Here is a 25136-nt window from a genome sequence, read left to right as displayed (position 1 = left end):
GGACCCAGGGCCGGTCTCGGTACGGGACCGGGAGCGGCACCGGGTCGGACGCAGACATGCCGCAGCGCCCGGCGACAGAAGGACTGTCATCGGGCACCGCGGCACAACTGTCGCGTCAGGACGCAGGGACGCGTCAGGACGCGAGGACCTCGTCGAGGAGAGCCTCGGCCTTGTCCTCGTTGGTGTTCTCAGCGAGCGCCAGCTCGCTGACCAGGATCTGACGGGCCTTGGCGAGCATGCGCTTCTCGCCCGCCGACAGTCCGCGCTCGCGCTCGCGGCGCCACAGGTCGCGCACCACTTCGGCGACCTTGATGACGTCGCCGGACGCGAGCTTCTCCAGGTTTGCCTTGTAGCGACGGGACCAGTTCGTCGGCTCTTCGGCGTACGGTGCGCGCAGCACCTCGAAGACCCGGTCCAGCCCGTCCTGGCCGACCACATCGCGAACGCCGACGAACTCCGCATTGTCCGCGGGCACACGCACCGTCAGGTCGCCCTGGGCGACCTTGAGCACCAAGTAGGTCTTGTCCACGCCTTTGATCTGGCGAGTTTCGATGGCCTCGATCAGCGCGGCCCCGTGATGGGGATAGACCACGGTGTCGCCAACCTTGAACGTCATGTGACAGGTACCCCTTCCGTGGCTATCAAGAGTAACACGAGAACGAGCTGTTCTGAATGGCGTTTCCGCAGGTCAGGGCATATCTCGGGGCTTGACAACACAGACGCGTACGTGCTGCGGAGGGCTTCCGGAGGGGGGTATTCGCAGGTCGGAGCGGCTGTGCGCACGAGGCGAAACGACCACGTTACACCTCTCGGGGGACCCGCACGAAGTGATGTACGTCCCGTTTTGCGTGGTTCGAAGCCGGGAAACGGAAGTACTCCGTTCGACTGGCGCACACCTGTCCCGGGGCCAATCCCGAATTGATCACGGAGGCGGCCGTGAAGCCGATCACGCTCCCGCTCCGGTGAAATGCCGGCCGGCGGAGGAAGACATCCGGAAGGCACCGCGGTAATTGATCACGCGCGTTTTGTGAGCGCTATGTGAAGGCGCGCAGGAAAGGAAGATCGAGGACCCGGCCGGGAGGCGCTCCGCGCGGCGCGGAGGGTCGGGTGCGGACGCGGGGTGGCGGCTCGGTAACCTAAGCCCGCTGACACACCCTTAGGGCGGCTTTACCTGTCCAGGCAGAGCCCCCGTTCCGCCTAGACCGTCCTTCGTCCAAGGAGTTGCCGCCGCCGTGAGCCGCAGCCTTCGACGCGGCGCCCTTGCCGCCGCCGCCATCGTCCTCTCGATCGGATCGCTCGCCGCCTGCGGCGCGGGCAACGACGCGCAGACCCTGCAGATCAAGCCGGACAACGCCGCGGCCTCCAAGGGCGACATCGAGGTCCAGAACGCCCTGGTGATCACGCAGCCCGTGCGCGAGGCCAAGGGCCCTGCCGTGGTCTCCGCGACGCTCTTCAACAACGGCACCGCGCCCCAGACCCTGGACGCCATCACCCTTCCGGGTGCCTCCGGCACCGTGAAGCTGAAGGCCGCCGAGGGCTCCGGCAAGATCGTCGTGCCCGGTGGCGGCTCCGTCGTCCTGGGCGGCAAGGGCAACGCCTCCGCCGTGATCGAGAGCGGCCGCGACGGCCTGGAGAACGGCGCCGCGCAGGAGGTCGTCTTCCAGTTCAGCCGGACCGGCGACATCGGCCTGGACGCGTTCGTCGTCCCGGCCACCGGCTACTTCGGCGAGTACGGCCCGTCCGAGCGCCCGGCCCTGCCGTCCCTGAGCGCGTCGCCCAGCCCGTCCGCCTCCGCCTCTGGCGAGGCCGGCCACGGCGCCCAGGCCACCCCCTCCGGCTCCGCCGGCACGCCGTCCGGCTCGGCCGCCACCCCCTCGGGGTCGGCCTCGCACAGCGCCGGTCACTGACGCACCGCCCGTACGGGCACGCGGAAGGGCCCCCACCCGGCAGCGGGTGGGGGCCCTTCCCCGTACGTACGTACCGGCCCGGCGCGGGTCACGCGCCGGGGGCGGCCTACGGCTCGAACTTGTAGCCCAGGCCGCGGACCGTGACCAGGTAGCGCGGGGCGCCCGGGTCCGGCTCGATCTTGGCCCGCAGGCGCTTCACGTGGACGTCGAGGGTCTTGGTGTCGCCGACGTAGTCCGCGCCCCACACCCGGTCGATCAGCTGCATGCGCGTCAGCACGCGGCCCGCGTTGCGCAGCAGCATCTCCAGGAGGTCGAACTCCTTCAGCGGCAGGTCGACCTTGGCCCCGCCGACCGTGACCACGTGGCGGTCGACGTCCATCCGGACCGGCCCGGCCTCCAGCGCGGCGGGGGTGACCTCCTCCGGCTCGCCGCGGCGGCGCAGCACCGCGCGGATTCGGGCGACCAGTTCCCGCGAGGAGAAGGGCTTGGTGACGTAGTCGTCGGCTCCTATCTCCAGCCCTACGACCTTGTCGATCTCGCTGTCCTTGGCGGTGACCATGATGACCGGCACGTTCGAACGGCCCCGCAGCTGACGGCAGACCTCGGTGCCCGGCAGGCCGGGCAGCATCAGGTCGAGGAGGACGAGGTCGGCGCCGTTGCGCTCGAACTCGTCCAGGCCGTCGGGCCCGGTCGCGGCGATGGCGACCTCGAAGCCCTCCTTGCGGAGCATGTAGGAAAGGGCGTCGCTGAAGGATTCCTCATCCTCGACGACGAGCACTCGGGTCACGGAAGGACCTCCGGGGCAGGGATGGCTGTTACTTGGTGGGACTCGGTGCGGTGGTCGGCGGATGCCGGTCCGGCGGTCGGCCGCTTCGGTTCGGCCGCGGCCTCGGGCAGCCGCAGCGTGAAGGTGGAGCCCTGGCCCTCGCTGCTCCACACCGTGACTTCGCCGCCGTGCGACGCGGCCACGTGCTTCACGATGGCGAGGCCCAGACCCGTACCGCCCGTGGCACGGGAGCGGGCCGGGTCGACGCGGTAGAAGCGCTCGAAGATGCGCTCCCGGTCCTTCTCGGGGATGCCGATGCCCTGGTCGGTCACGGCGATCTCGATCAGGTCCCCGCCGGGCGCCGCGACGCGGCGGCCGGCTATGCCCACGCGGGTGCGGGCCGGGGAGTAGTTGACGGCGTTCTCGACGAGGTTGCCGAGGGCTGCGGCGAGCTGGCCGCGGTTGCCCCAGACCCGCAGGTCGGCGGTGCCGCCGGCGGCCATGGTGATCTGCTTGGTGGAGGCGGTGTGCCGGCAGCGGTCGATGGCCTCGGCGACCAGGGTGTCCACCCGGACCGGCTCGGCGTCCTCCAGCGGGTCGTCGTTCTGGACCCGGGAGAGGTCGATCAGCTCCTGGACGAGGTTGGTGAGGCGGGTGGCCTCGATCTGCATGCGGCCGGCGAACCGGATGACGGCCTCCGGGTCGTCCGATGCGTCCATCACGGCCTCGGACAGCAGGGAGAGCGCTCCCACGGGGGTCTTCAGCTCGTGCGAGACGTTCGCGACGAAGTCGCGGCGCACCGCCTCGATGCGGCGGGCCTCCGTGAGGTCCTCGACCAGCAGCAGCACCAGGCGCGAGCCGAGCGGCGCCACCCGGGCGGACACCGCCAGGGCCTCGCCGCGGCCGGTGCCGCGGCGGGGGAGGTCGAGCTCGACCTGCCGTATCTCTCCATCCCTGCGGGTGTCGCGGGCCATGTGGAGCATCGGCTCGACGGCGAGCTTGCCGCCGCGCACCAGGCCGAGCGCGTACGCGGCCGAGCTGGCCTTCACCACGCTGTCGCCCTCGTCGAGCACCACCGCCGAGGAGCGGAGCACCGAGAGCACGGTGTCCACGCCGGGCGGGAGCACCGCGTTGAGGTCGGGGCGCATGGAGCTCCGCGTGGGGCGGGCCTGCTCGCGCTCGCTCCAGCGGAACGCCAGCATGGCGATCACGCCGGTGCACAACCCGGCGATCGCTGCCGCTGCGGCGACCGCCGCGTTCACGTCCATGGATCCAGGTTAAGCAGGCACGACGACAGTTCCACAGCCGTTCGGGTGGCACCTCGAACAGTCGTCGCCCAGAGTTCACCGTGACGACCGTACTGATTCACTTGTGGTGCCGGAGTCCGACGCGTGCGCCGCGCACCGTGGGAGCGTGGGGGTCGAAGCGACACGAAACCCCCGGCCCCCGGCAGTAACGAAGAGAGGGACACCCATGCGGGACGCGTACCACGAGGAACTGGACTCGATCGGCGACGGCCTGGTCGAGATGGCCCGGCTCGTCGGTTCCGCGATCGGGCGGGCCACCACGGCCATGCTCGACGCCGACCTGAAGCTCGCCGAGAGCGTGATCGCCGCTGACCAGAAGATCGACGACCTCCAGCACGACCTAGAGGCCCGCGCCATCGCCCTGCTGGCCCGCCAGCAGCCCGTCGCCACCGACCTGCGCATCGTCGTGACGTCCCTGCGCATGAGCGCCGACCTGGAGCGCTCCGGCGACCTGGCGCAGCACGTGGCGAAGCTCGCCCGGCTGCGCTTCCCCGACACGGCGGTGCCGCGTGACCTGCACGCCACGATCCTGGAGATGGGCCAGCTGGCGCAGCGGCTGATGGCCAAGGCCGCCGAGGTGATCATCACCAAGGACGTCGACCTGGCGATGCAGCTTGAGACGGACGACGACGAGATGGACCAGCTGCACCGCACGCTGTTCCAGCACCTGATGGACGACCGCTGGAAGCACGGCATCGAGACGGCCGTGGACGTGACGCTGCTGGGCCGCTACTACGAGCGGTTCGCGGACCACGCCGTGTCCGTGGCCAAGCGCGTGGTGTACCTGGTGACGGGCGAGCACGCGGACGAGCTGCAGACGCCGGTCGAGGCGTCCTGATCGTCTCCCGGCCGCCACGGCGTCACTGGCGTCACTGCGCCAGTGCGCCGTTGACGCGCCCTCTGGGCTGGGCATGAATGGGGCAGGGCAGTACGCGCGTACGCCCTCCTAGGAGGAACCATGGCCGATTCCCCCGTACCGATCACCCCGGAGCAGGAGCAGCAGCCGCCCGCCGCGCAGCCGCTCCGGCTCCCGCTGCTCGCGGCCTGCGGCTGCGGCTCGGGCTGCGGCTGCGGCTGCCAGTCCGGCGCGCCGTGCCAGTGCGGCGGCTGACCGGCGCACGTGCGCGACGAAGGGCCCTGTCCGGTTGATCCCGGACGGGGCCCGGTCACGCGCCCGGCGGCCACAACAAGTGACCTCACCTCACACGAAGAAGCCCGTCCCCACGTGGAACGGGCTTCTCGTGCGTCGGGGGGTCAGGGGGTCGCCGGCTTGGCGGGGGCGGCCGGGGCCATCGGCTGGGCGGCGGGCTTGGCCTCGGGCTTGGCCAGCAGCGAGTCGGCGGTGTCCTGGAGGGCCGCGACGTTGCCGTTGGACAGCACCAGGTTCGGGTCGAGGACGCGGTCGAGGTGCACGGTCTCCGTCAGGTCGCAGACGTTGAGGTTGTCGGGGGTGTCCGCGGCCTGGGCGGGAGCGGCGGCGCCGAAGAGCAGGGCGACGCCGGCCACGGAGTATCGGTTCAGCTTCATGCGCGGCAGAACGCACGCCCCGGACCCCGGTAATCGGCGCCCGCCCGACCTACCGCGCTCGGCCCCGCCGATCCCCCCGTCCGGCCCCGCGCACGCCCAAGTACGACAAAGCCCCCCACCCGGCGGGGGAGACCGCCGGGTGAGAGGCCTCGGAACGCTTCCGGACTACTTCTTGCCCTGGTTCTTGACCGCTTCGATGGCGGCCGCGGCGGCCTCGGGGTCGAGGTAGGTGCCGCCCGGGTTGAGGGGCTTGAAGTCGGCGTCCAGCTCGTAGGAGAGCGGGATGCCGGTGGGGATGTTCAGGCCCGCGATGTCGGCGTCGGAGATGCCGTCCAGGTGCTTGACCAGGGCGCGGAGCGAGTTGCCGTGGGCGGCCACGAGGACCGTCCGGCCGGCCAGCAGGTCCGGGACGATGCCGTCGTACCAGTACGGGAGCATGCGGACGACGACGTCCTTCAGGCACTCCGTCCTCGGGCGCAGCTCCGGCGGGATGGTGGCGTAGCGCGGGTCCTCGGACTGCGAGAACTCGGTGCCGTCCTCAAGGGCCGGCGGCGGGGTGTCGTACGAGCGGCGCCACAGCATGAACTGCTCCTCGCCGAACTCGGCGAGGGTCTGGGCCTTGTCCTTGCCCTGGAGCGCACCGTAGTGGCGCTCGTTCAGGCGCCAGGAGCGGTGGACCGGGATCCAGTGACGGTCGGCGGACTCCAGGGCGAGCTGCGCGGTGCGGATCGCGCGCTTCTGGAGGGAGGTGTGGACCACGTCGGGGAGCAGACCGGCGTCCTTGAGCAGCTCACCGCCGCGGACCGCCTCCTTCTCGCCCTTCTCGTTGAGGTTGACGTCCACCCAGCCGGTGAACAGGTTCTTCGCGTTCCACTCGCTCTCGCCGTGGCGGAGGAGGATCAGCTTGTACGGTGCGTCGGCCATGCGTACGAGCCTAATGGACGGCAGGAGGCCCTGCGCGCGCCGTCCAGGGGGCGGTCGGGACGGGTCCCGGGACCGGTCCCGGGACCTTCGCCCGGCGCTGTCCCGGCCGAATTGAGTGGCGCTTGAATCCGGCTATACGTAACGTGTCAGCGGTTGGATTGATGCTTACATCGCCGGGGGGATCCAGATGTCCGCTGCCTCGCTCAGGAGAGCCGTCCGCGAGAGCGTCGGCGGACTGCCGCGCGAGTTCTGGTGGCTCTGGACGAGCACGCTCGTCAACCGGCTCGGGGCCTTCGTCGCCACCTTCATGGCCTTGTACCTGACCCTGGAGCGGGGCTACTCGGCCTCCTTCGCGGGACTTGTGGCCGCTCTGCACGGGCTCGGCGGGGTGATCTCCTCCCTGGTGGCCGGGGTGATGACCGACCGGCTCGGGCGCCGACCCACGATGCTGGCCGCCCAGGCCTCGACCGCGTTCTCCGTGGCCCTGCTGGGCTTCATGCAGCACCCGGCGGCCATCGCGGCCGTGGCACTGCTGGTCGGCATGGCCTCCAACGCCTCCCGCCCCGCGGTGCAGGCGATGATGGCCGACATCGTCCGCCCCGAGGACCGGGTCCGCGCCTTCGCGCTGAACTACTGGGCCATCAACCTCGGCTTCGCGGTCTCCGCCGCCGTCGCCGGCTTCGTCGCCGAGTACAGCTACCTGGCCGGCTTCCTCGGCGAGGCGGTGCTCACCCTCGTCTGCGCGGTGCTGGTGTTCGTGAAGCTGCCCGAGTCCCGCCCCGAGCGGACCGGCCGGGCGGCGGCCGCCGAGCCGGAGACCCGGCTCGGGACCGTACTGCGGGACGGCCGGTTCATGGGTGTGGTGGGCCTGTCGTTCCTCATCTCCCTGGTGTTCACGCAGGGCTCGGTCGGCCTGCCGGTGGCCATGGGTTCGGCCGGCTTCACCCCCGGCGACTACGGCCTGGTCATCGCGGTCAACGGCTTCCTGATCGTCGCGCTGCAGATCCCGGTCACCCGGTTCATCGAGCACCGCGACCCGCAGCGGCTGCTGGTCCTCTCGGCGCTCCTCGCGGGGTACGGCTTCGGCCTCACCGCCTTCGCCGGGTCCATCGGTGTGTACGCGCTGACCGTGTGCGTGTGGACGCTGGCCGAGATCATCAACTCCCCGACCCAGATGAGCCTGGTCGTCCGCCTCTCCCCGGTGCACGGCCGGGGCCGCTACCAGGGCATGTACACGATGAGCTGGGCGGTCGCGTCGCTGGTCGCGCCGCTGATGGCGGGGTACGTGATCGACCGCTTCGGCGCCGAGTGGCTGTGGGGCGCGACCGCGATGCTGGGCACGGTGGCCGCGGCCGGGTACTGGGCGCTGATGCGCGGGCTGCCGGCGGGTGACGCTCAGGCGGTCGCGAAGGGTGCGAGCACGGCCGCGGCGGACCGTGAGGACCTCGCGGCCGGTACGGAGAGCCGTACCGCCGTCTAGCCGGGCGGGAGCTCCGCCGGGGACGCGTCCCCGGCAGGGGTCTTCTCCGTGAGGTGCCGGAAGGCGTCCAGGTTGCGCGTGGACTCGCCGCGCGAGGTGCGCCACTCGTACTCGCGCCTGATGGCCGAGGCGAAGCCGAGCTCCAGCAGGGTGTTGAAGGAGCCGTCCGCGCCCTCCAGGACCGAGCCGAGGATACGGTCCAGCTCCTCCGGGGTGACCACGGCCAGCGGCAGCCGCCCGGCCAGGTAGACGTCGCCGAGGTGGTCGACCGCGTAGCTCACGCCGTACAGCCTGAGGTTGCGCTCCAGCAGCCAGCGGTGGACCCCGGCCTCGTTCTCGTCGGGGTGCCGGATGACGAAGGCGTTGACCGACAGCGAGTGCCGGCCGATGCGCAGCGAGCAGGTCGTGGACAGCTTCCGGGTGCCGGGGAGCTTGACGACGTACGAGCCGGGCTCGGGGTTCTCCCACTCCAGGCCGGCGTCGGCGAGGGTGCTCTCGATGGTCTGCGCGGCGGTCAGCGCGGGGTCAGCCATGGTGGGAGCGTACGCGACGGCGGTGATCATGCATCGCCGCGGTGTACACGTCCGCCGTGCCGGCCGCCGCCGTGTCCCAGCCGAAGAACCGCGCGTGCCGCGCCGCCTCGCGCCCCATCCGCTCGGACAGGCCGGGGTCGTCGGCGAAGCGCTTGAGGCGGTCGGCGTAGTCCACCGGGTCGTGCCCGGCCACGAGGAAGCCCGTCACCCCGTCGTTCACGGCCACCGGCAGTCCGCCGACGGCCGCGGCCAGCACCGGGGTGCCCGCAGCCTGGGCCTCGATGGCGACCAGCCCGAAGGACTCGCTGTACGAGGGCATCACCAGCACGGAGGCGGCGCGGAACCAGTCGGCGAGCTGGTCCTGGCCGACCGGCGGGTGGAAGCGGACGAGGTCGGCGATGCCGAGCCTGGCCGCCAGCTTCTGGAGTCCCTCCGGCTTCGCCAGCCCGCTGCCGCTGGGCCCGCCGACCACCGGCACCAGCAGGCGGCGGCGCATGGCCGGCTCGCGGTCGACCAGCTCGGCCACGGCGTGCAGCAGCACGTCCGGAGCCTTGAGCGGCTGGATGCGGCCGGCGAAGAGGGGTATGAGCGCGTCCTGCGGCAGGCCGAGGCGTGCGCGGGCGGCGGCGCGGCCGTCGCCGGGGGTGAAGCGGTCGAGGTTGACGCCCGGGTGCACGACGGCGACCTTCGCCGGGTCCGCCTCGTAGTGGCGCACCAGCTCGTCGGCCTCCCCGGCGGTGTTCGCGATGAGGCGGTCGGCGGCGGCCACGATCTGGGTCTCGCCGATGACGCGGGCGGCGGGCTCGGGGGTGTCGCCCTCGGCCAGGGCGGCGTTCTTGACCTTGGCCATGGTGTGCATGGCGTGCACCAGCGGCACGCCCCAGCGCTCGGCGGCCAGCCAGCCGACGTGGCCGGACAGCCAGTAGTGGGAGTGGACCAGGTCGTAGTAGCCCGGGCGGTGGCCGGCCCAGGCCTGCATCACGCCGTGGGTGAAGGCGCAGAGCTGCGCCGGCAGCTCCTCCTTCTTCAGGCCCTCGTACGGTCCGGCGTCGACGTGGCGCACGAGCACGCCCGGCGCCAGCTCCACGACGGGCCGCAGCCCGCCGGAGGTGGCCCGGGTGAAGATCTCGACCTCGATGTTGATCGCGGCCAGGCGCCGGGCCAGCTCGACGATGTAGACGTTCATGCCGCCCGCGTCGCCGGTGCCCGGCTGGTGGAGCGGCGAGGTGTGCACGCTGAGCATGGCCACGCGGCGGGGCTTGCGGTGGTGGTTGCCGACCGGGAGCCGGAGCCGGGACGGGGGTGCGACCCCGAGGGCCGAGCGGTCGGGGGCGAGCCTGCCGCGGAACCGGGACACGTACTGGGTCACGTGGCGGTCCTCTCGCTCGGGGCATGACGGAAGGAGGGCCGGCCTGCGCCCTCGGTGGGTGCAACCCGCTCGGGGGCTCCCGCATTTCCACTTTGCGGACTTTTTATGGGCGGGGCGCGGCGGGGCGGGCCGCCCAGCCCCGTGCCGGCTTCGCCGGGCGGCCCGACGGGGCCCGGCACGGGCCGGTCCCACCTGCGCTTACCCTCGATCCATGGCCCCCCGCACCCCTCCCCCGAACCGACCCGTGGGCACGGTCACGCGCGGGACCACCAACCCGAACCGGCTGCGCCGCATGGACCGCTGGATCGCCGCCTCGCACGGGGCCGCCCTCCGCCGCGCCGACGCGCCCGTCGCCGTGGACCTCGGGTACGGGGCCGCGCCCTGGACCGCGGTGGAGCTGCTGGCCCGGCTGCGGGAGGCGGCCCCCGCGGTGCGGGTGGTGGGCATCGAGATCGAACCGGCGCGGGTGACGGGCGCGAAGCCGTACGAGCGGGACGGACTCGTCTTCCGGCACGGGGGGTTCGAGGTGCCGCTGGACGGCGGCGAGCGCCCGGCGCTGATCCGGGCGGCGAACGTCCTGCGCCAGTACGACGAGGAGCGGGTGGCGGAGGTCTGGGCGCGGCTGTGCGCCCGACTGGCCCCGGGCGGGCTGCTGGTGGAGGGGACCTGCGACGAGATCGGGCGCCGGCACGTGTGGGTCGCGTTGGGGCCCGAGGGGGCGCGTACGGTGACCTTCGCGACCCGGCTGGGCTCCCTGGAGCGTCCTTCCGACCTGGCCGAGCGCTTGCCCAAGGCGCTGATCCACCGCAACGTGCCGGGGGAACCGGTGCACGCCTTCCTGCGTGACTTCGACCGGGCGTGGGCCGCGGCCGCTCCGTACGCCTCGCTGGGCGCGCGGCAGCGGTGGATCCGCACGGCGCGCTCGCTGGCGGCGGACTGGCCGCTGGCGGACGGGCCGCGGCGTTGGCGGCAGGGGGAGTTGACGGTGCGTTGGGAGGCGCTGCGGCCGGTGGGTTCCTAGACGGCCGGTGGGGGAAGCGTTGCGTCCGGTGGGTTCTCGGCGACACATTCGGCTGGGGGTGTCGGAATTCATCCCGGCATGGCAACATCCCCACTGGCGATGAGAAGTTACTGACGGTAAATCAGTTGTAGTTCCGAGGGGGGACTGTGAACCGACGGCGCGGAGCCAGCGCGCTCACACTCATCTGCGCCATGGCCATCCTGTCGGCTCCCGGGCTCACGGGGCTCGCATACGCCGCCCCGGCGCCCGAGCCGGGCAAGAAGTCCCTCGAAGAGGTCCGCAAGGAGATCGAGGACCTCTACCACAAGGCCGCCGCGGCGACCGACGCGTACAACCTGGCCGAGGGCGAGGCGAAGCGGCAGTCCGACCAGATCGTCGCGCTCGCCAACCGGATCGTGGCCGGGCAGCAGCGGATCGCCGACCTCAAGAACCGTGCCGGCGCCGCCGCCCGCGCCCAGTACCGCACGGGCGGCCTGCCGCCCGGCGCGCAGCTGGCGCTGAGCAACAGCCCCCGGCAGTTCCTGGACGGGGCGGACCGGCTGCGGCAGGGCGAGAAGGCCACGATGGGCGTGATCGCGGAACTCAACCGCACCCAGGACGACTTGACGCGGTACGCGGCCGAGGCGAGCGCGCACTGGCGGACCCTTGAGGCCAACCGCCTGAAGAAGGAGGCCGCGAAGAAGGAGATCGACTCCAAGATCGCGGCGGCCAAGGCGCTCGAGGACAAGCTGGAGGCGGAGGAGAAGGCGCGCCTGCTGAAGCTGGAGCAGGAGCACGCGTACAAGGAACAGTCCAAGTGGCTGGAGTCCGGCGTCCTCAAGGAGATCAACGGCAAGGCCACGGAAGCGGGCAAGGCCGCGATCAAGTACGCGACCGCGCAGATCGGGAAGCCGTACATCTGGGGCGCCGAGGGCCCGAAGGGCTATGACTGCTCCGGCCTGACCTCCGAGGCGTGGAAGGCCGCCGGCACGACGATCCCGCGCACCTCGCAGGAGCAGCTGCGGCTGCTGAAGAAGGTGCCGATCAAGGACATGCGGCCGGGCGACCTGATCATCTACTTCGACGACGCGAGCCATGTCGCCATGTACATCGGCGACGGCGCGATGGTGCACGCCCCCCGCCCGGGGCGGCACGTGACGATCGCGGGCGCGGGCTCGATGCCGATCAAGGCGATCGTCCGGCCGGACGCGTAGCCACGGTGCGGCACCCCGGTCACCGACCGAGGTGCCCCGCCCGTGAGGGCCGTGTGGGGACCCGGTGCGGAATCCGTATCGCCTGCCGGACCGGATCTCCGCAAGGGCGTGATGTTCGTCATCCCGGACCAGGACCTTTCCCCCGGGATACGGCATATGACGGTGGCCGTTCTCACTTCTCCATTGACGGTTCCGCCGCAGGTACCGCTATGGTCCCCGTCGGAACCCTCGGGGGGAGGGAAGGAACCAAGTCGATGCCCGTACCCGTACCGCGGCAGAGGGATGTCCCGGCCGCGGAGAGCGGTCAGGCCGGTCTGCCGACACAAGCCCTCACCCTGCTCGTCATCGAGGACGACCCGTCGGGCGGCGTGACCGTACCCGAGATCCTCGACAGCAAGGGCCAGCGCGTCCGTATCCGTACGGCACGCAACCTCACCGAGGCCGAACGGCTGCTCACGCCAGACGTGCACTGCATCCTGCTCGACCTGTGCCTGGCGGACCGCACCAGCGCGCCCGCCGACGGCGCCCTCGACACGCTGCGCGAGGTGCTGCGCCTCGCGCCGCGCCACGCCGTGCTCGTGCTCACCTCGGAGTCCGACGCGGAGCGGGCCGCCGAGGCCGTACGCGTGGGTGCCCAGGACTACCTCTTCCGGGACGAGCTGGACGGCCGGCTGCTGAGCCGGGCGATCCGGTACGCGGTCGAGCGCAAGCGCGCCGACATCGCGCAGTACAAGCTTGCAGAATCGAAACTGCGGGCCCAGGAGAACGCCCGGCTGGAACGCGGCCTGCTGCCCACTCCCCTGCTCCAGGGCTCGGACCTGCGGTTCGCCGCGCGCTACCGCCCCGGCCGCAGCCGCGCGCTGCTCGGCGGCGACTTCTACGACACCGTCCGCACCCCGGACGGCACGGTGCACGCCATGATCGGCGACGTCTGCGGGCACGGCCCCGACGAGGCGGCGCTCGGCGTCGAGCTGCGGATCGCGTGGCGCGCGCTGACGCTGGCCGGACTGTGCGGCGACGACCTGCTGGCCACCCTCCAGGAGGTGCTGGAGGTCGAGCGGGACAACGAGGAGATCTTCGCGACCCTCTGCACGGTCGACATCTCCCCGGACGGCCGCCGCGCCGGCCTGTGCCTGGCCGGCCACCCGGCCCCGCTGATCGCCCGGCCGGGCCGTCCCGCGCGGCTGCTGCCGTACGAGGACAGCGGACCGGCGCTGGGGCTGCTGCCGCGCGCCCGCTGGCCGCGCAGGCAGGTCGAGCTGGGCGGCACGTGGAACCTGATGATGTACACCGACGGCCTGATCGAGGGCCGGATCGGCGAGGGCCGCGAGCGGCTGGGCCAGGACGGCATGGTCGAGATGATCAACCGGCACCTGCTGGACGGGCTGCGCGGCGAGGACCTGCTGGAGGCCGCCGTCACCGAGGCGCGGCGGCTCAACGGGGGCGAGTTGACGGACGACGTGGCGGTGGTCCTGCTGGACCGCTCGCCGGGCCGCCGCTGACGGACGCGGGGCGGCGCCGGGCGCGGGGGTTTCCGTGTGCCGGGGCGTCGTACCGATCTGCCACCGGGCCGGCGCGGCGCCGCACCCGCGGGCCGGCGTGGCGCCGTACCGCCGGAGCCGAACCGCGGTGGGGTCTACCGGTTGCCGTTGTAGGGGCCGTACGGGCCGTCGCTGCTGCTGCCCCGGCGGCGCGGGCCGCCACCGCCGCCGACCCGCTGGAGCGCGGGGCGCACGTCGACCATGAACACGATCGTGGCGATCAGGCCGGCGATCATGAGGAAGAGCATCCCCAGGAAGAAGTCGACGAGCACCGTGACGCCGAGGACGATCAGCCAGAACTTCTTGGTCTGCTTGTCGGCCGCACGATAGGCGTCCTCCCGGGCCAGCGCCGCCAGGACGAAGGCCACGACGGCGAACACGAGCATGCCGACGTAGACCCACGAGAGGAGCGAGTCGAACCCTGCCATCAACATGCCGTCCACCGCCTACTGGGAAGCCCCACGGAAACCGTCTGACGCGGCCAAGGTACCCCGCGTACCCGAACAACGAACCGGACACCGCGTCCGGTGCCCGGTTCGTGGTGCGGATCCCGCCCGCTCGGACCCGGCCCTCCCTGGGCCCGGCCCTCCCGGGGGCTCAGCCTTCCTGGGACTCCGCCGCGCTCTTCTTGGCGGCCGTCTTGCGCGCCGGCGCCTTGCGGGCCGCCGGCTTGGCCGGCTCCTCGGAGGCCGCCGCCTTCGCCTCGGGCTCGGCGGCCGGGGCCGGGGCCGGGGCCTCGACGACCTCGGCGATCTCGACGATCTCGTCGGCCACCTCGCCGCGCCAGGTGCGGACCGTCTGCTCGCCGTGCTCGGCGACCTTCTCGTACGTCTCGCGCGCCTTGACCGCGTACTCGGCGGCCACGCCGACGCCGCGCAGGGCGAGGTCCTGCGCCTGCTCGCCCAGCTTCTTCAGGTCGGCGTCGAAGGAGCCGACCACCTCGGCGAACTTCGCCGTGACGGCGGCCTGGGCCTCCTTGGCGCGCTCCTGCACGGCCTTGGGGTCGGTGTTGCGCACGGCGTCGATACGGGCCGGGGCTTCGGCCCGCAGCTGCTCGATCAGGCCGGGCACCTTGCGGGCCTGCTGGACGGCGAGGTCGGCCGTACCGGCGGCGAAGTAGAGGGGGGTGGGGTCGGTGAGGGTCTTACGCAGGTCATCGGCGATGGCCATGGGTGGTCCTCCCGGATCACATGTGCTGGTTCGTGGTGTCGTCCGCGGCCGCGTTCTCCTTGCGGAACGACTCGTAGATCTGCAGAAGCACCTGCTTCTGGCGCTCGTTGATCGCCGGGTCCGCGAGGATCGCGGCGCGCGTCTCGACCTCGTCCGGATCGCGCTCGTCGAGGATCCCGGCCCGTACGTAGAGCGTCTCGGCGGAGATCCGCAGCGCCTTGGCGACCTGCTGCAGGACCTCGGCGCTGGGCTTGCGCAGCCCGCGCTCGATCTGGCTCAGGTACGGATTGGACACGCCCGCCGCATCGGCCAACTGACGCAACGACAGCTGCGCCTGACGCCGCTGCTCGCGCAAGTACTCGCCGAGGTTGCCGACATTGAGCGTTCCCATGAACCGGATCCTCCCCCACCTTGCTAACTTTTGCAAGCGCCTGCTTGCAAAAGTAGGCCTTCCGGGGGTCCACGATCCCCGGGCTCGTCACCCGCGATCAGTTCTGCGTCTCCTCGCGGCGTCCGACAGCGGCCGCATCGGGTATGACGAGCAGTTTGCCGGTGGTACGCCGAGCCTCCAGATCGCTGTGGGCCCGGGCGGCCTCGGACAGTGCGTAGCGGCCCGTCACGGTGACCTCAAGCGCCTTGGAGCGCACCCACTCGAACACGTCGGCGGCCCGTCGGAGCAGTTCGGACCGATCGGCGATGAAGTCCCCGAGGCTGGGCCGGATCAGGGTCAGCGAACCGCCGTGGGCGAGCCGAATCGGATCAAACGGCGGCACGGCACCACTTGCCGCGCCGAAGAGCACGAGATGGCCGCGGGTTCGCAGGCTGGCGAGGCTCGCATCGAAGGTGTGCGCGCCGACGCCGTCGAACACAACCGGCAGTCCCTGTCCGCCGTTGAGCCGCCTCACCTCGGCTGCGAGATCGTCGACCGCGGAGGAAAGGATCACCTCAGCGGCCCCGGCACGCTTCGCCAGCTCGGCCTTCGCCGTGGTCGACGTCGTGCCGATCACCCTGCCGCCGAGATGGGTGACGAGCTGGGTCAGAAGCAGCCCCATGCCACCGGCAGCCGCATGCACGAGCACCGTGTCGCCCTCCTGAACCGGGTAGGCGTCCTTGACGAGATAGTGCGCGGTCATGCCCTGGAGGAGTACGGCGGCGGCCGTCTCGAAGCCGATGTCGTCGGGCAGCGGCACCAGCCGTGAGGAGTCCACGACGGCCCGCTGGGCATACGTGCCGGGAATCTCCACCCACCCGACCCGGTCCCCGACTGCGACGTCAGCGACGCCCGGTCCGACTTCGACGACCGTGCCGGCGCCCTCGGTGCCCGGGGTGAAGGGCAGCGGGAGGCTGTACCGGCCTTCGCGGTGGTAGACGTCGAGGAAGTTGACCCCGGATGCGGCGACCTCCACGACCACCTCGCCCGGACCCGGCCGCGGCTGGTCCACCTCGGCCTCCTGCAGCACCTCGGGGCCGCCCACTTCGTACACCTGAATCGCTCGCATGCCCCCTCCGATGTCGGCTCCTCCCGCGCCAACCCCGTTGACGGCCATCCGATTCCCGGCGAGCAGACCGGCCCGCCGCGCCCGCACCGCCGTGCACGTGCTCCACCGCATCGCTGCCGCACCCGCGGGGCGACTGCCGGTGAGGGCTCCGATTCGTGCGGTCGCCGAATGATCGCTAAGGTGCCGGGTCACGACCGCACCCCGTTCGACCGACGGGCCGGTCAGGGCTCTGCCGCAGTGCGTGGCACCTCCACAACTGCCGTGCGTTCCCTGCCTGTCCGGGCCGCGCGGCGACGGGGGCGGTACGCACGGGGGGCACTCAGGCCCCGGCCGACGGGTCAGGAGGAACAAGTGGCACAGCTCATCGCAGAGGTCTCGCGGACGTTCAACGAATTCCTGCTCTTGCCCAACCGCACGCGGACCGACTGCTCGGCCGCGACGGTGGACCTGAGCACGCCCCTGTCGCGGTACACGGCAGGTGAGGCGCCGGCGATCGAACTCCGGTCCCCGTTCACCTCCGCGATCATGCAGGCCGTCAACACGCCGGACCTCGCGATCGCACTCGCCCGCAACGGCGGCCTCAGCTTCCTGCACCACAACCAGCCCGTGGAGGACCAGGCCGCGGCGGTCCGCCGGGTGAAGGACGGCGCCGGCGCCGGACCTTCCGAGGGCGAACAGCGCCACCCCGCCCGGCTCGTGGACGCCGCCGGCCGCCTGCGGGTCGGCGCGGGCATCAACACCCACGACTACCGGGAGCGCGTCCCGGCCCTCCTGGAGGCGGGCGCCGACGCACTGTGCTTCGACTCGTCCGACGGTTACAGCGACTGGCAGGCGCAGGCCCTGACCTGGGTGAAGAAGCACCACCCGGAGATCCCGGTCGGCGGCGGCAACGTGGTCGACGGCGAGGCGTTCACCTTCCTCGCAGAGGCGGGGGCCGACTTCGTCAAGGTCGGGGTGGGCGGCGGCTCCATCTGCATCACGCGAGACCAGAAGGGCATCGGCCGCGGCCAGGCCAGCGCCGTCCTGGATGTCGCGGCGGCCCGGGACGCCTTCCGCGAGCGCACCGGCGCGTACGTGCCGATCTGCTCCGACGGCGGGCTGGTGCACGACTACCACGTCGCCCTGGCGCTGGCGATGGGCGCCGACTTCGTCATGATGGGACGTTTCTTCGCCCGCTTCGACCAGGCGGCGGGCGCGAAGCTGCCCACCCGGGACGGCTTCGTGAAGGAGTACTGGGGCGAGGGCTCGAACCGGGCCCGCAACTGGCAGCGCTACGGCCAGGGCGGCCGGGAGCTGGTCTTCGAGGAGGGCGTGGACGGCTTCGTCCCGTACGCGGGCGACCTCACCGAAGGGCTGGCCCTGACCGTCGCCAAGCTCAGGACCACGATGGTCTCCTGCGGCTCCACCACGCTGCCGGAGTTCCGGTCCACGGCCCGCCTGACCCTCGTCTCGGACCAGAGCTTCCAGGAGAGCCACGCCAACGTCGCCCTGCGGGCAACCCCGGCGACGGCCTCCTGACCGGACGCTGCCGGGCGGTCGGCCTCGCCCCTGGGCCTGGGCCAGGGTCGGTGGAGCCGGGGTCGGTGGAGCCGGGCCCCGCGCGTGCGCAACCGGGGCGCTGTCAGTGGGGGTTGGCACCATGGTCGTCATGAGCCACAACATCTCGTACTCCACCGCCGACAAGGCCGACGTCCTCGCGTTCCTGGGCAGCAAGGGCGACCTGACGCCGGACCAGCTGCGCAGGCTGGAGGGGATGCGCCGGGACGCGCGGGCGCACCAGGCGGACCTCGACCGTCAGGGCGTCGACTGGGGGCTGTCCGTCCCGGACGCCCTGGAGCACCTGATAGCCGGGCACACCGACTCCGACGCCGACTGCGCGGGGAACGCGTACCACTCCGCGCTGCAGCACGTCATCGACCACAACGCCTCGGACCCGTACCAGCTGGGCACGTACTCCAAGCCCTCGACGTTCTTCGGCCTGGTGGACGACGAGATGCGGCGCCTCGGAGTGCCCGCCGACCTGCTGCCGCACGGTTTCCTGTACGGCGGGCCGCCGGCGGACTTCCCGTCCGTCCCGTGCTCGACGGACGGCTACCCGGCCATCGGACACCTGCCGCTGGCGCGGGCCAAGGCGGCCGCGGACGCGTACCGCGCCGTGCTGGACCGGATGGACCCGGACTTCCGGTACGACGTGCAGGAGCTGGCCGAGAAGCTTGAGTTCGAGCACGGGGAGTGGGAGCGGGCCACCCGGGACATCGACTGGTACACGCAGGACACGCTCTTCTTCCGCCTGGTCTGAGCGCGGCGGGCGGACGGGCCGGTCGCCCCGGAGTCGGGGGGCTCCGGGGCGACCGCCGGGCGCGGGTCAGCCGCGTCCCGGGACCACCGCCAGGTCCAGTGCCGCCAGCCGCTCGGGGTCCGCCAGCACGTCGATGGCGGCGATCAGCCCGTCGGTGACCGTGAAGGCCATCACGGACAGGGGGCGGCCGTCGGCGGCGACCACCACGCCCGCGGCGCCGTTGACGAGCGCCGGCATCGCGAACGGCGCGAAGCGGCTGAAGCCGGTCGCCTGCCCGGCGACGACCTCGGCACCGCGCACCGTCACGGTGTACCTGCTCCGGGCGATGCCGCCGTCGGACCGCAGCACGACGTCCGGGTGGAGTACGGAGACCAGCGCGCCGAAGTCCCCGTCGTGCGCGGCGGCGAAGAAGGCGTCGACCACCACCCGCTGACGGGAGAGGTCGGGGTCCGGGACGGGGGCCTGCCCCTGCACCCGGCGCCGCGCCCGGCTGGCGAGCTGACGGGTGGCCGCCGGGGTCTTCTCCAGCATCGGGGCGATCTCATCGAACGGCACGGCGAACATGTCGTGCAGCACGAAGGCGACCCGCTCGGCCGGCGCCAGCGACTCCAGCACCACCAGCATCGCCAGCCCCACGGAATCGGCCAGCATGGCCTGCTTCTCCGGGTCGGCACCGCTCTCCGCGGTCACCACCGGGTCCGGGATCCGCGACTCCAGGGGGTCCTCGCGCCGCTGCTCGCGCGAGCGCAGGGCGTTCAGGCAGACCCGGGACACCACCGTGGTCAGCCAGCCGCCGATGTTCTCCACCGCGCCGGTGTCCGCCCTGCTCGCCCGCAGCCACACGTCCTGGACCGCGTCCTCGGCCTCGCCCACCGAGCCGAGCATCCGGTACGCCACCGCCCTCAGGTGCCCCCGGTGCTCCTCGAAAGCCGCCGTCAGCCAGGAGACGTCGTCCACGGCCTGCCCCTCCCCCGTAGCGGGCCGCGGCCGGCCCGCGCCCCAACACCCCAGTTCTACAAGGCAGTACGGAGGTCAGGCCCGGCGGCCCACCACGACCGTCGCGCACCACTCCTCCGACTCCAGGACCCTGGTCTCCAGGCCGGCGCGCGCGAAGGCCTCGGCGGTGCCGGGCGCCTGGCGTCCGCTGGTCTCCACCAGCAGCCGGCCGCCGGGCGCCAGCCAGCGCGGAGCCTCCTCGGCCACCCGGCGCTGGAGGTCCATCCCGTCCGCGCCGCCGTCCAGCGCCACCACCGGCTCGTGCTCCCGCGCCTCCGGCGGCAGCAGCCCGATCTCGTCGGTCGGCACGTACGGGGCGTTCGCCACCAGGATGTCCACGCGCCCCCGCAGCTCCCGCGGCAGCGGCTCGTACAGGTCCCCCTCGAAGACCTCGCCGCCCAGCGGAGCAACGTTTCGCCGCGCGTACCTGACCGCCTCCGGCGCGATGTCCGCCGCGTACAGCTCCGCCGTGGGCTCCAGCCGCGCCACCACCGCCGCGCCCACGGCACCGACCCCGCAGCACAGGTCCAGGACCACGGCGCCCGGCGGGGCCGCCTCGCAGGCCAGCCCCACCAGGAACTCCGTGCGGCGGCGCGGTACGAACACCCCGGGCCCCACCGCCCAGCGCCGGCCGCAGAACTCGGCCCAGCCCACGACGTGTTCCAGCGGTTCCCCGGCCGTCCGCCGCCCGACCATCTCGGTGAGCGCTTCCGGGGTCGGGGCGGCGGAGACCAGCATCCGGGCCTCGTCCTCGGCGAAGACGCAGCCCGCCCCCCGCAGGGCGAGGACCACGGATCCGTAGTCGTGCGGGTGCGCCGGCATTGCGTCTGACATGTGCTTTCTTTCGATCACTTTCGGGCCGGCCGGTACCGCGGTCTCAGAAGATGTCCGGGCTCCACGGCCGGCGGGCCGTGCGGAACACCGCCTCGGCCAGTGCCGCGGCACCCGCCGTGCGCTCCTCGATCCGGCCGAGGGTGGCCAGCCGTACGGGCGAGGCGTCGCCGAGGTAGAGGGAGGCCAGCTCGCCCGCGCCGAGGGCGAGGTCGGGCTCGTCGGTGGTGGGCGCGCACACGGCCCGCTCACCGGTGGCGTCGAGCCGGAAGCGGCCCCCGGCCAGGCCCGCCGGGTCGGCCACGTCCAGGACGAGCACGCCGCGGCCCTCGTACGTCCGCGCCTCCAGCGCCCGTACGACGTCGAGCAGCCGCAGCCACAGCCAGTCGGCGCTGGTGACGATGGACGCGGCGCGCTGGTTCGGCAGCACTCCGGTGAGCAGGTCGTCCGGCGCGCGGTAGCCCGTACGGACCTTGCGCACCCAGTCGACCGAGCAGAGGAAGTGCCAGAGCGCCCGCTCGGCGGCCGGGGTGGCGGCGATCAGGTCGCGCACGGTCAGCGTGTTGTCGGGGGTCTTGGCGTCGGTCCACTTGTCGTCGGCGTGGTAGACCGCGAGGCCCTCGGGCTCGCCGTCCGCGTTGCGGTGGACGGCGAAGAAGGGCTCCTTGAACTGGTGGTAACTGACGCGCTCCAGACCGGTCGCCAGGCTCCACCAGCGGTCGTCGCGGTCGGTGACGCCGGGCTGCCGGGCGCGCAGCTTCTCGTGGACCACCGGACCGGCCTCACGGGCCCCGGCCGCGTCGGTCAGGTCGATGCGGCCGCCGGCGAGCGAGACGGTGTGCCTCGGGTCGAGGCCGGTGCGCGGGACGTCGATCTCCCACTCCGCGAGGGAGGTCGCGACGCCGAAGCCGTACCGGCCGTAGATCGGGTACTCGGCGGCGATCAGGGTGGCGACGGCCTCACCGCGGGCCTTGGCCGCCGTCAGGTCCGCCGCCATCATCCGGCTGAGCAGGCCCTGGCGGCGGTGGGTGGGGACGACGCCGACGCCGGAGACCGCCGTGGCGGTCACGGTGGCGCCGCCGGGCACGGTGAGCTGCTGGGCGAAGGAGCGGAAGGTGGCGACGCACCGGCCGGTGTCGGTGTCGAAGGCGCCCTGGCAGCGGGAGAGGTCGGTGTACTTGACCTTCTGCGCCACGTCCTCATCGGTGACGACGGGCGGGGTGAGGAAGCCCGTCAGCGTCGTCTGCGTCCACTCCTTGACCTCGGACTCGGTGATCGTGCGGATCTCAGCGCTCATTCCGGTCACGCTAGGCCGGGCGGTCCGGAACGTCACGCGAATTTCCCCCGCGCGTGGCGCGTGTTGGACCGGCCCGGCGGCAGCGGCGCGCCGAGCCCGGCGGACGGCCGGTGCCGCCCGCCTCCCAAGCCTCAGGCCAGCAGATCGTCCACCTGTGCCTCGCCCTCCCGGTACCGCCGGGTGATCTCGGCGCTGCAGTCGTCCGCGGTGCGCTGGAGCGCCTGGCGGCGCCGGGAGACCTGCTGCTCGTACCGGACCAGCCGGCCGAGGCCCTCGTGCAGTTCGCCGTCGGTCCTGGCGTCCAGGTCCGAGAGCTCGACGTCCCCCAGCATCTCCGCCGCGAGCAGCCGGTACTCCTCGCCGTGCGGGGTGCCGAGCGTGACGTGCCGGGCGGAGGTGCCCCGGCTGGAGGGCGCGTCGGCGAGGATCTCCGAGAGCCGGTCCACGACGGGCGCCTCCGGGGCGACCGGCGCCTCGGGGTCGGTACGCCGGGCCAGCTCTGCCCGCAGGATGTCGATGCGCCCCTGGAGCAGACGGCGCACGTAGCTCAGGTCCGCCTCGTCGCGCGTCGCCTCGCGGCGCAGCGTACGCAGTTCGGGCAGCCGCAGCCGGCCCAGGTCGTGCCGGGGCACGTCCGGCAGCGTGCCGCAGCCGGGTCGCTCGCCGGTGCGCTGCACGGGCGGGCGCGCGGCCGTCGGAACGGGTCCAGAGGGCTGCCCGGCACCGGAAGAACTCATCACCATTGTTGTCCCCTCGCTTGGGCGCACGGCCTGCGTGCATCGTGCCACTGACGGTGGCCCCGGTGCAGGCGCACTCCACCCGATCGGCCCCAGACGGGTGCACGCCTGCTACACAAGTGGTATGCGAGCAGTGGTTCAGCGGGTCGACGGCGCGAGCGTCGTGGTGGCCGGAGAGACGGTGGGCGAGATCGTCGGCGAGGGACTGTGCGTCCTGGTCGGGGTCACGCACGAGGACACCCCGGAGAAGGCGGCGCAACTGGCGCGCAAGCTCTGGTCGGTGCGGATCCTGGAAGGGGAGAAGTCCTGCTCGGACGTGAACGCGCCGCTGCTGGTGATCTCCCAGTTCACGCTCTACGGCGACGCCCGCAAGGGCCGCCGGCCCACCTGGAACGCGGCCGCGCCCGGTGACGTGGCGGAGCCGCTGGTCGACGAGGTGGTGGCGCGGCTGCGGGAGCTGGGCGCGACGGTGGAGACGGGCCGGTTCGGCGCGGACATGCGGGTCTCGCTGACGAACCACGGCCCGTTCACCGTACTGCTGGAGGTCTGAGCGGGGCCGGGGCGGCGCTACGGCGCGGTGCGGGGCCGGGCGGCGCTACGGCGCCACGACGACCTCCTGCGCGGCGGCCGTCGTGCCGGCCAGCAGCTCGGCGTCCACCGGGACGTTCCGCTTGACCAGCGCGAGGGCGATGGGCCCCAGCTCGTGGTGGCGCACCGAGGTGGTGACGAAGCCGAGCTGGCGGCCCTCCTCGCCGTCCGACTTCAGCCGCACGGGCGTGCCGTGCGGCGGCAGCAGCACGTCGCTGCCGTCCAGGTGCAGGAAGACCAGGCGGCGCGGCGGCTTCCCCAGGTTGTGGACGCGCGCGACCGTCTCCTGGCCGCGGTAGCAGCCCTTCTGGAGGTGCACGGCCGTGCCGATCCAGCCCAGCTCGTGCGGGATGGTCCGGTGGTCGGTCTCCAGGCCCAGCCGCGGGCGGTGCGCCTCGACGCGCAGCGCCTCGTAGGCCAGGAGGCCGGCGGCCGGCCCGTGCTCGCGGGCGAAGGACTCCAGCTCCGCGCGGGGCAGGAACACGTCCCGCCCGTGCGGGGTGTCGCGTACGACGTGCTCCTTGCCGGCCTCGACGGCCGAGCCCGCGGGCAGGTGGACCACGGCGGTGTCGGCGGTCCGGTCCGCGACCTCGACGCGGTAGAAGAACTTCATCGACTCCAGGTAGGCCGTCAGGGCTTCCCGGGTGCCGGGCTCGACGTGGGCCCAGACGGTCTCGCCGTCGTCGACCAGGTAGAGCGCGTGCTCGATGTGCCCGTTGGCGGAGAGGATCAGCGCCTCGGTGGCCTGGCCGGCGGGCAGGTCGCTGACGTGCTGGGTGAGCAGCAGGTGCAGCCAGCTCAGCCGCTCGGGTCCGGAGACGGTGATGACGCCGCGGTGCGAGAGGTCCACGAATCCGCGGCCCTCGGCGAGGGCGCGCTGCTCGCGGAAGAGGTCTCCGTAGTGCGCGGCGACGCCTTCGTCGCGGCCCTCGGCGGGTACGGCACCGGGCAGGCTGAGGAGCGGGCTGGTCGTCATACGGCCAAGCCTACGACCGGGCCGCCTCGCGCTTCGCGGCGCAGTCGCGGCAGAGGCCGAAGATCGCGAAGTGCTTCATGTCGGTCTCGAAGCCGAAGGTGCCGCGCAGCTTCGCGGTGAAGTCGGCGGCGACCTCCAGGTCGGCCTCGATGACCTCGGTGCAGTCCCGGCAGACCAGGTGGATGTGGTGGTGGCGGTCGGCCAGGTGGTAGGTGGGTGCGCCGTGCCCGAGGTGCGCGTGGGAGACGAGTCCCAGCTCCTCCAGGAGCTCCAGCGTGCGGTAGACGGTGGAGATGTTCACGCCGGACGCGGTCTTGCGCACCTCGACGAGGATGTCGTCCGGCGTCGCGTGTTCAAGGGTGTCGACGGCTTCCAGGACAAGCTGTCGCTGCGGGGTCAGCCGGTAGCCGCGCTGCCGCAGATCGCTCTTCCAGTCGGTGCTCACCACGGGGCCAGTGTAAGCGCGCGGAAGGGGACCGCGGCGGGCCGCGGTCCCCTTCGTTTCAGCGTGCTCGGGCTCTTCCGGTCAGCGGAAGAACGCGATGCCGTCGTCCGGCATGTCCGGGAGGTTGCGGGCCATCTCGGCGACCTCTTCCGGGGTGACGACCTTCTTCAGCTGGGCAGACATGTACGGGCGCAGCTCGACGTCCGGGGTCGCCTTCTCGCCGACCCACATCAGGTCGCTGTTGACGTAGCCGTAGAGGCGCTTGCCGCCGCTGTACGGGCCGGAGGCCGCGGTACGGGCCACCGCGTCGGTGACCAGGTCGATCTGCGGCTTGCCGTCGGCCAGCTCGCCGTACCAGACCTCGACGACGCCCTGGTCGCGGACCATGACGATCTCGACCTTGCGGTCCTTGTCGATGCGCCAGTAGCCGGACTCCGACTCCAGGGGGCGGACCTTCTTGCCCTCGGCGTCGAGGACCCAGCTGCGCGAGGTGTACTCCAGGAAGTCCCGGCCGTCGTGGCTGAAGACGACCTCCTGGCCAAAGTTGCACTTCTCGTCGCCGGGGAAGTCGAAGACGCCAGCGCCTTCCCAGGTGCCGAGGAGGAAGGCGAGGGGTACGAGGTCCGGCTTGAGGTCGGACGGGATCTGGATCATGAGCGACTCAGGCGATCTGTGGGTGCGGAGAGGGGTTCCGGGGTGGTCAGCGCTGACCCTGGTACAGCTTCTTCAC

The 25136-nt window shown here is 72.4% G+C and carries 28 protein-coding genes; 10 read left to right on the top strand and 18 right to left on the bottom strand.

Annotated elements, in window-relative coordinates; genetic code table 11:
- Positions 1 to 133: 133 nt before the first annotated feature.
- The gene (locus ACIF6F_RS00410) at positions 134 to 616 is read right to left on the bottom strand and encodes a CarD family transcriptional regulator (RefSeq protein ID WP_003953493.1); all 483 of its coding nucleotides are present in this window, start codon (positions 614 to 616) and stop codon (positions 134 to 136) included.
- A 616-nt stretch (positions 617 to 1232) separates the two neighbouring features.
- Between ACIF6F_RS00410 and ACIF6F_RS00405 the strand changes: the two genes are divergently transcribed.
- Positions 1233 to 1907: a DUF461 domain-containing protein gene (locus tag ACIF6F_RS00405; RefSeq protein ID WP_399939082.1), complete on the top strand. Its 675-nt coding sequence runs from the start codon at positions 1233 to 1235 to the stop codon at positions 1905 to 1907.
- A 106-nt stretch (positions 1908 to 2013) separates the two neighbouring features.
- On the opposite strand, the gene ACIF6F_RS00400 is transcribed toward ACIF6F_RS00405, so the two are convergent.
- Both ACIF6F_RS00400 and ACIF6F_RS00395 read right to left on the bottom strand, forming a co-directional pair.
- Positions 2014 to 2694: a response regulator transcription factor gene (locus tag ACIF6F_RS00400; RefSeq protein WP_042813788.1), complete on the bottom strand. Its 681-nt coding sequence runs from the start codon at positions 2692 to 2694 to the stop codon at positions 2014 to 2016.
- Entirely contained in the window at positions 2691 to 3941 is a 1251-nt protein-coding gene (locus ACIF6F_RS00395; RefSeq protein ID WP_399939080.1) for a sensor histidine kinase, read from the bottom strand. Before ACIF6F_RS00395 ends, ACIF6F_RS00400 begins: the two co-directional genes overlap by 4 nt.
- 205 nt (positions 3942 to 4146) lie before the next feature.
- On the opposite strand from ACIF6F_RS00395, the gene phoU reads away from it, so the two are divergent.
- Positions 4147 to 4818 carry a phosphate signaling complex protein PhoU gene (gene phoU / locus ACIF6F_RS00390; protein WP_399939077.1) on the top strand — a complete coding sequence of 224 codons (672 nt, stop codon included), beginning with the start codon at positions 4147 to 4149 and terminating at the stop codon, positions 4816 to 4818.
- A gap of 120 nt (positions 4819 to 4938) precedes the next feature.
- The gene (locus ACIF6F_RS00385) at positions 4939 to 5091 is read left to right on the top strand and encodes a hypothetical protein (protein WP_399939075.1); all 153 of its coding nucleotides are present in this window, start codon (positions 4939 to 4941) and stop codon (positions 5089 to 5091) included.
- Between the two features lie 143 nt (positions 5092 to 5234).
- Here the strand turns inward: ACIF6F_RS00385 and ACIF6F_RS00380 are convergent, their stop codons facing one another.
- A complete protein-coding gene (locus tag ACIF6F_RS00380; RefSeq protein ID WP_399939074.1) occupies positions 5235 to 5507 on the bottom strand; it encodes a hypothetical protein in 273 nt (90 codons plus the stop codon).
- Between the two features lie 165 nt (positions 5508 to 5672).
- A complete protein-coding gene (locus tag ACIF6F_RS00375; protein ID WP_399939072.1) occupies positions 5673 to 6431 on the bottom strand; it encodes a phosphoglyceromutase in 759 nt (252 codons plus the stop codon).
- A 187-nt stretch (positions 6432 to 6618) separates the two neighbouring features.
- Here ACIF6F_RS00375 and ACIF6F_RS00370 point away from each other — a divergent pair, with 187 nt between their 5' ends.
- Positions 6619 to 7911 carry an MDR family MFS transporter gene (locus ACIF6F_RS00370; protein WP_399939069.1) on the top strand — a complete coding sequence of 431 codons (1293 nt, stop codon included), beginning with the start codon at positions 6619 to 6621 and terminating at the stop codon, positions 7909 to 7911.
- On the opposite strand, the gene ACIF6F_RS00365 is transcribed toward ACIF6F_RS00370, so the two are convergent.
- Positions 7908 to 8444: a YbjN domain-containing protein gene (locus ACIF6F_RS00365; RefSeq protein ID WP_399939067.1), complete on the bottom strand. Its 537-nt coding sequence runs from the start codon at positions 8442 to 8444 to the stop codon at positions 7908 to 7910. The genes ACIF6F_RS00370 and ACIF6F_RS00365 overlap by 4 nt on opposite strands.
- Positions 8437 to 9813 (bottom strand): D-inositol-3-phosphate glycosyltransferase, encoded by a 1377-nt coding sequence (mshA, locus tag ACIF6F_RS00360; RefSeq protein ID WP_399939065.1) that lies wholly within the window; start codon positions 9811 to 9813, stop codon positions 8437 to 8439. The genes ACIF6F_RS00365 and mshA overlap by 8 nt, the downstream gene beginning before the upstream one ends.
- Before the next feature lie 211 nt (positions 9814 to 10024).
- Here mshA and ACIF6F_RS00355 point away from each other — a divergent pair, with 211 nt between their 5' ends.
- From ACIF6F_RS00355 to ACIF6F_RS00345, 3 genes are all read left to right on the top strand, one after another.
- Positions 10025 to 10834, top strand: a complete 810-nt coding sequence (locus ACIF6F_RS00355) for a class I SAM-dependent methyltransferase (RefSeq protein WP_399939063.1) — start codon at positions 10025 to 10027, stop codon at positions 10832 to 10834.
- Between the two features lie 191 nt (positions 10835 to 11025).
- Positions 11026 to 12027, top strand: coding sequence for an NlpC/P60 family protein (locus tag ACIF6F_RS00350; RefSeq protein WP_399939061.1), 1002 nt, complete (start codon positions 11026 to 11028; stop codon positions 12025 to 12027).
- A gap of 254 nt (positions 12028 to 12281) precedes the next feature.
- The gene (locus tag ACIF6F_RS00345; RefSeq protein ID WP_399939058.1) at positions 12282 to 13529 is read left to right on the top strand and encodes a PP2C family protein-serine/threonine phosphatase; all 1248 of its coding nucleotides are present in this window, start codon (positions 12282 to 12284) and stop codon (positions 13527 to 13529) included.
- Positions 13530 to 13663: 134 nt separating this feature from the next.
- Here the strand turns inward: ACIF6F_RS00345 and ACIF6F_RS00340 are convergent, their stop codons facing one another.
- From ACIF6F_RS00340 to ACIF6F_RS00325, 4 genes are all read right to left on the bottom strand, one after another.
- Entirely contained in the window at positions 13664 to 14002 is a 339-nt protein-coding gene (locus ACIF6F_RS00340) for a DUF2516 family protein (protein WP_399939056.1), read from the bottom strand.
- A 163-nt stretch (positions 14003 to 14165) separates the two neighbouring features.
- A complete protein-coding gene (locus tag ACIF6F_RS00335) occupies positions 14166 to 14738 on the bottom strand; it encodes a hypothetical protein (RefSeq protein WP_399939054.1) in 573 nt (190 codons plus the stop codon).
- A gap of 16 nt (positions 14739 to 14754) precedes the next feature.
- On the bottom strand, positions 14755 to 15129 hold the full coding sequence (locus tag ACIF6F_RS00330) for a helix-turn-helix domain-containing protein (protein WP_399939052.1): 375 nt from the start codon (positions 15127 to 15129) through the stop codon (positions 14755 to 14757).
- Between the two features lie 97 nt (positions 15130 to 15226).
- The gene (locus ACIF6F_RS00325) at positions 15227 to 16237 is read right to left on the bottom strand and encodes a quinone oxidoreductase family protein (RefSeq protein WP_399939050.1); all 1011 of its coding nucleotides are present in this window, start codon (positions 16235 to 16237) and stop codon (positions 15227 to 15229) included.
- Between the two features lie 351 nt (positions 16238 to 16588).
- Between ACIF6F_RS00325 and ACIF6F_RS00320 the strand changes: the two genes are divergently transcribed.
- Positions 16589 to 17755 (top strand): IMP dehydrogenase, encoded by a 1167-nt coding sequence (locus ACIF6F_RS00320; RefSeq protein ID WP_399939047.1) that lies wholly within the window; start codon positions 16589 to 16591, stop codon positions 17753 to 17755.
- Positions 17756 to 17885: 130 nt separating this feature from the next.
- Positions 17886 to 18536, top strand: a complete 651-nt coding sequence (locus ACIF6F_RS00315) for a hypothetical protein (RefSeq protein WP_399939044.1) — start codon at positions 17886 to 17888, stop codon at positions 18534 to 18536.
- Between the two features lie 66 nt (positions 18537 to 18602).
- On the opposite strand, the gene sigJ is transcribed toward ACIF6F_RS00315, so the two are convergent.
- The 4 genes from sigJ to ACIF6F_RS00295 form a co-directional block, all read right to left on the bottom strand.
- Positions 18603 to 19493 (bottom strand): RNA polymerase sigma factor SigJ, encoded by an 891-nt coding sequence (gene sigJ / locus ACIF6F_RS00310; RefSeq protein WP_399939042.1) that lies wholly within the window; start codon positions 19491 to 19493, stop codon positions 18603 to 18605.
- Between the two features lie 75 nt (positions 19494 to 19568).
- On the bottom strand, positions 19569 to 20366 hold the full coding sequence (locus tag ACIF6F_RS00305) for a putative protein N(5)-glutamine methyltransferase (protein WP_399939039.1): 798 nt from the start codon (positions 20364 to 20366) through the stop codon (positions 19569 to 19571).
- A 43-nt stretch (positions 20367 to 20409) separates the two neighbouring features.
- The gene (locus ACIF6F_RS00300; RefSeq protein ID WP_399939038.1) at positions 20410 to 21660 is read right to left on the bottom strand and encodes a GNAT family N-acetyltransferase; all 1251 of its coding nucleotides are present in this window, start codon (positions 21658 to 21660) and stop codon (positions 20410 to 20412) included.
- A gap of 131 nt (positions 21661 to 21791) precedes the next feature.
- Complete coding sequence (locus ACIF6F_RS00295) at positions 21792 to 22397, bottom strand: ABC transporter substrate-binding protein (protein ID WP_399939035.1); 606 nt, start codon at positions 22395 to 22397, stop codon at positions 21792 to 21794.
- Positions 22398 to 22521: 124 nt separating this feature from the next.
- On the opposite strand from ACIF6F_RS00295, the gene dtd reads away from it, so the two are divergent.
- Positions 22522 to 22947: a D-aminoacyl-tRNA deacylase gene (gene dtd / locus ACIF6F_RS00290; protein ID WP_399939033.1), complete on the top strand. Its 426-nt coding sequence runs from the start codon at positions 22522 to 22524 to the stop codon at positions 22945 to 22947.
- Positions 22948 to 22992: 45 nt separating this feature from the next.
- Here the strand turns inward: dtd and ACIF6F_RS00285 are convergent, their stop codons facing one another.
- The 3 genes from ACIF6F_RS00285 to ACIF6F_RS00275 all read right to left on the bottom strand — a co-directional run bounded on the left by ACIF6F_RS00285 (position 22993) and on the right by ACIF6F_RS00275 (position 25060).
- A complete protein-coding gene (locus ACIF6F_RS00285) occupies positions 22993 to 23961 on the bottom strand; it encodes a YgfZ/GcvT domain-containing protein (RefSeq protein ID WP_399939030.1) in 969 nt (322 codons plus the stop codon).
- 10 nt (positions 23962 to 23971) lie between these two features.
- Positions 23972 to 24409 carry a Fur family transcriptional regulator gene (locus tag ACIF6F_RS00280; protein ID WP_399939028.1) on the bottom strand — a complete coding sequence of 146 codons (438 nt, stop codon included), beginning with the start codon at positions 24407 to 24409 and terminating at the stop codon, positions 23972 to 23974.
- 78 nt (positions 24410 to 24487) lie between these two features.
- On the bottom strand, positions 24488 to 25060 hold the full coding sequence (locus ACIF6F_RS00275) for an FABP family protein (protein WP_399939026.1): 573 nt from the start codon (positions 25058 to 25060) through the stop codon (positions 24488 to 24490).
- Positions 25061 to 25136: the final 76 nt, after the last annotated feature.

It is taken from the genome of Streptomyces sp. NPDC086023, assembly GCF_044540325.1.
Classification (GTDB): domain Bacteria; phylum Actinomycetota; class Actinomycetes; order Streptomycetales; family Streptomycetaceae; genus Streptomyces.
This window is presented reverse-complemented; position numbering and strand designations above follow the sequence as displayed.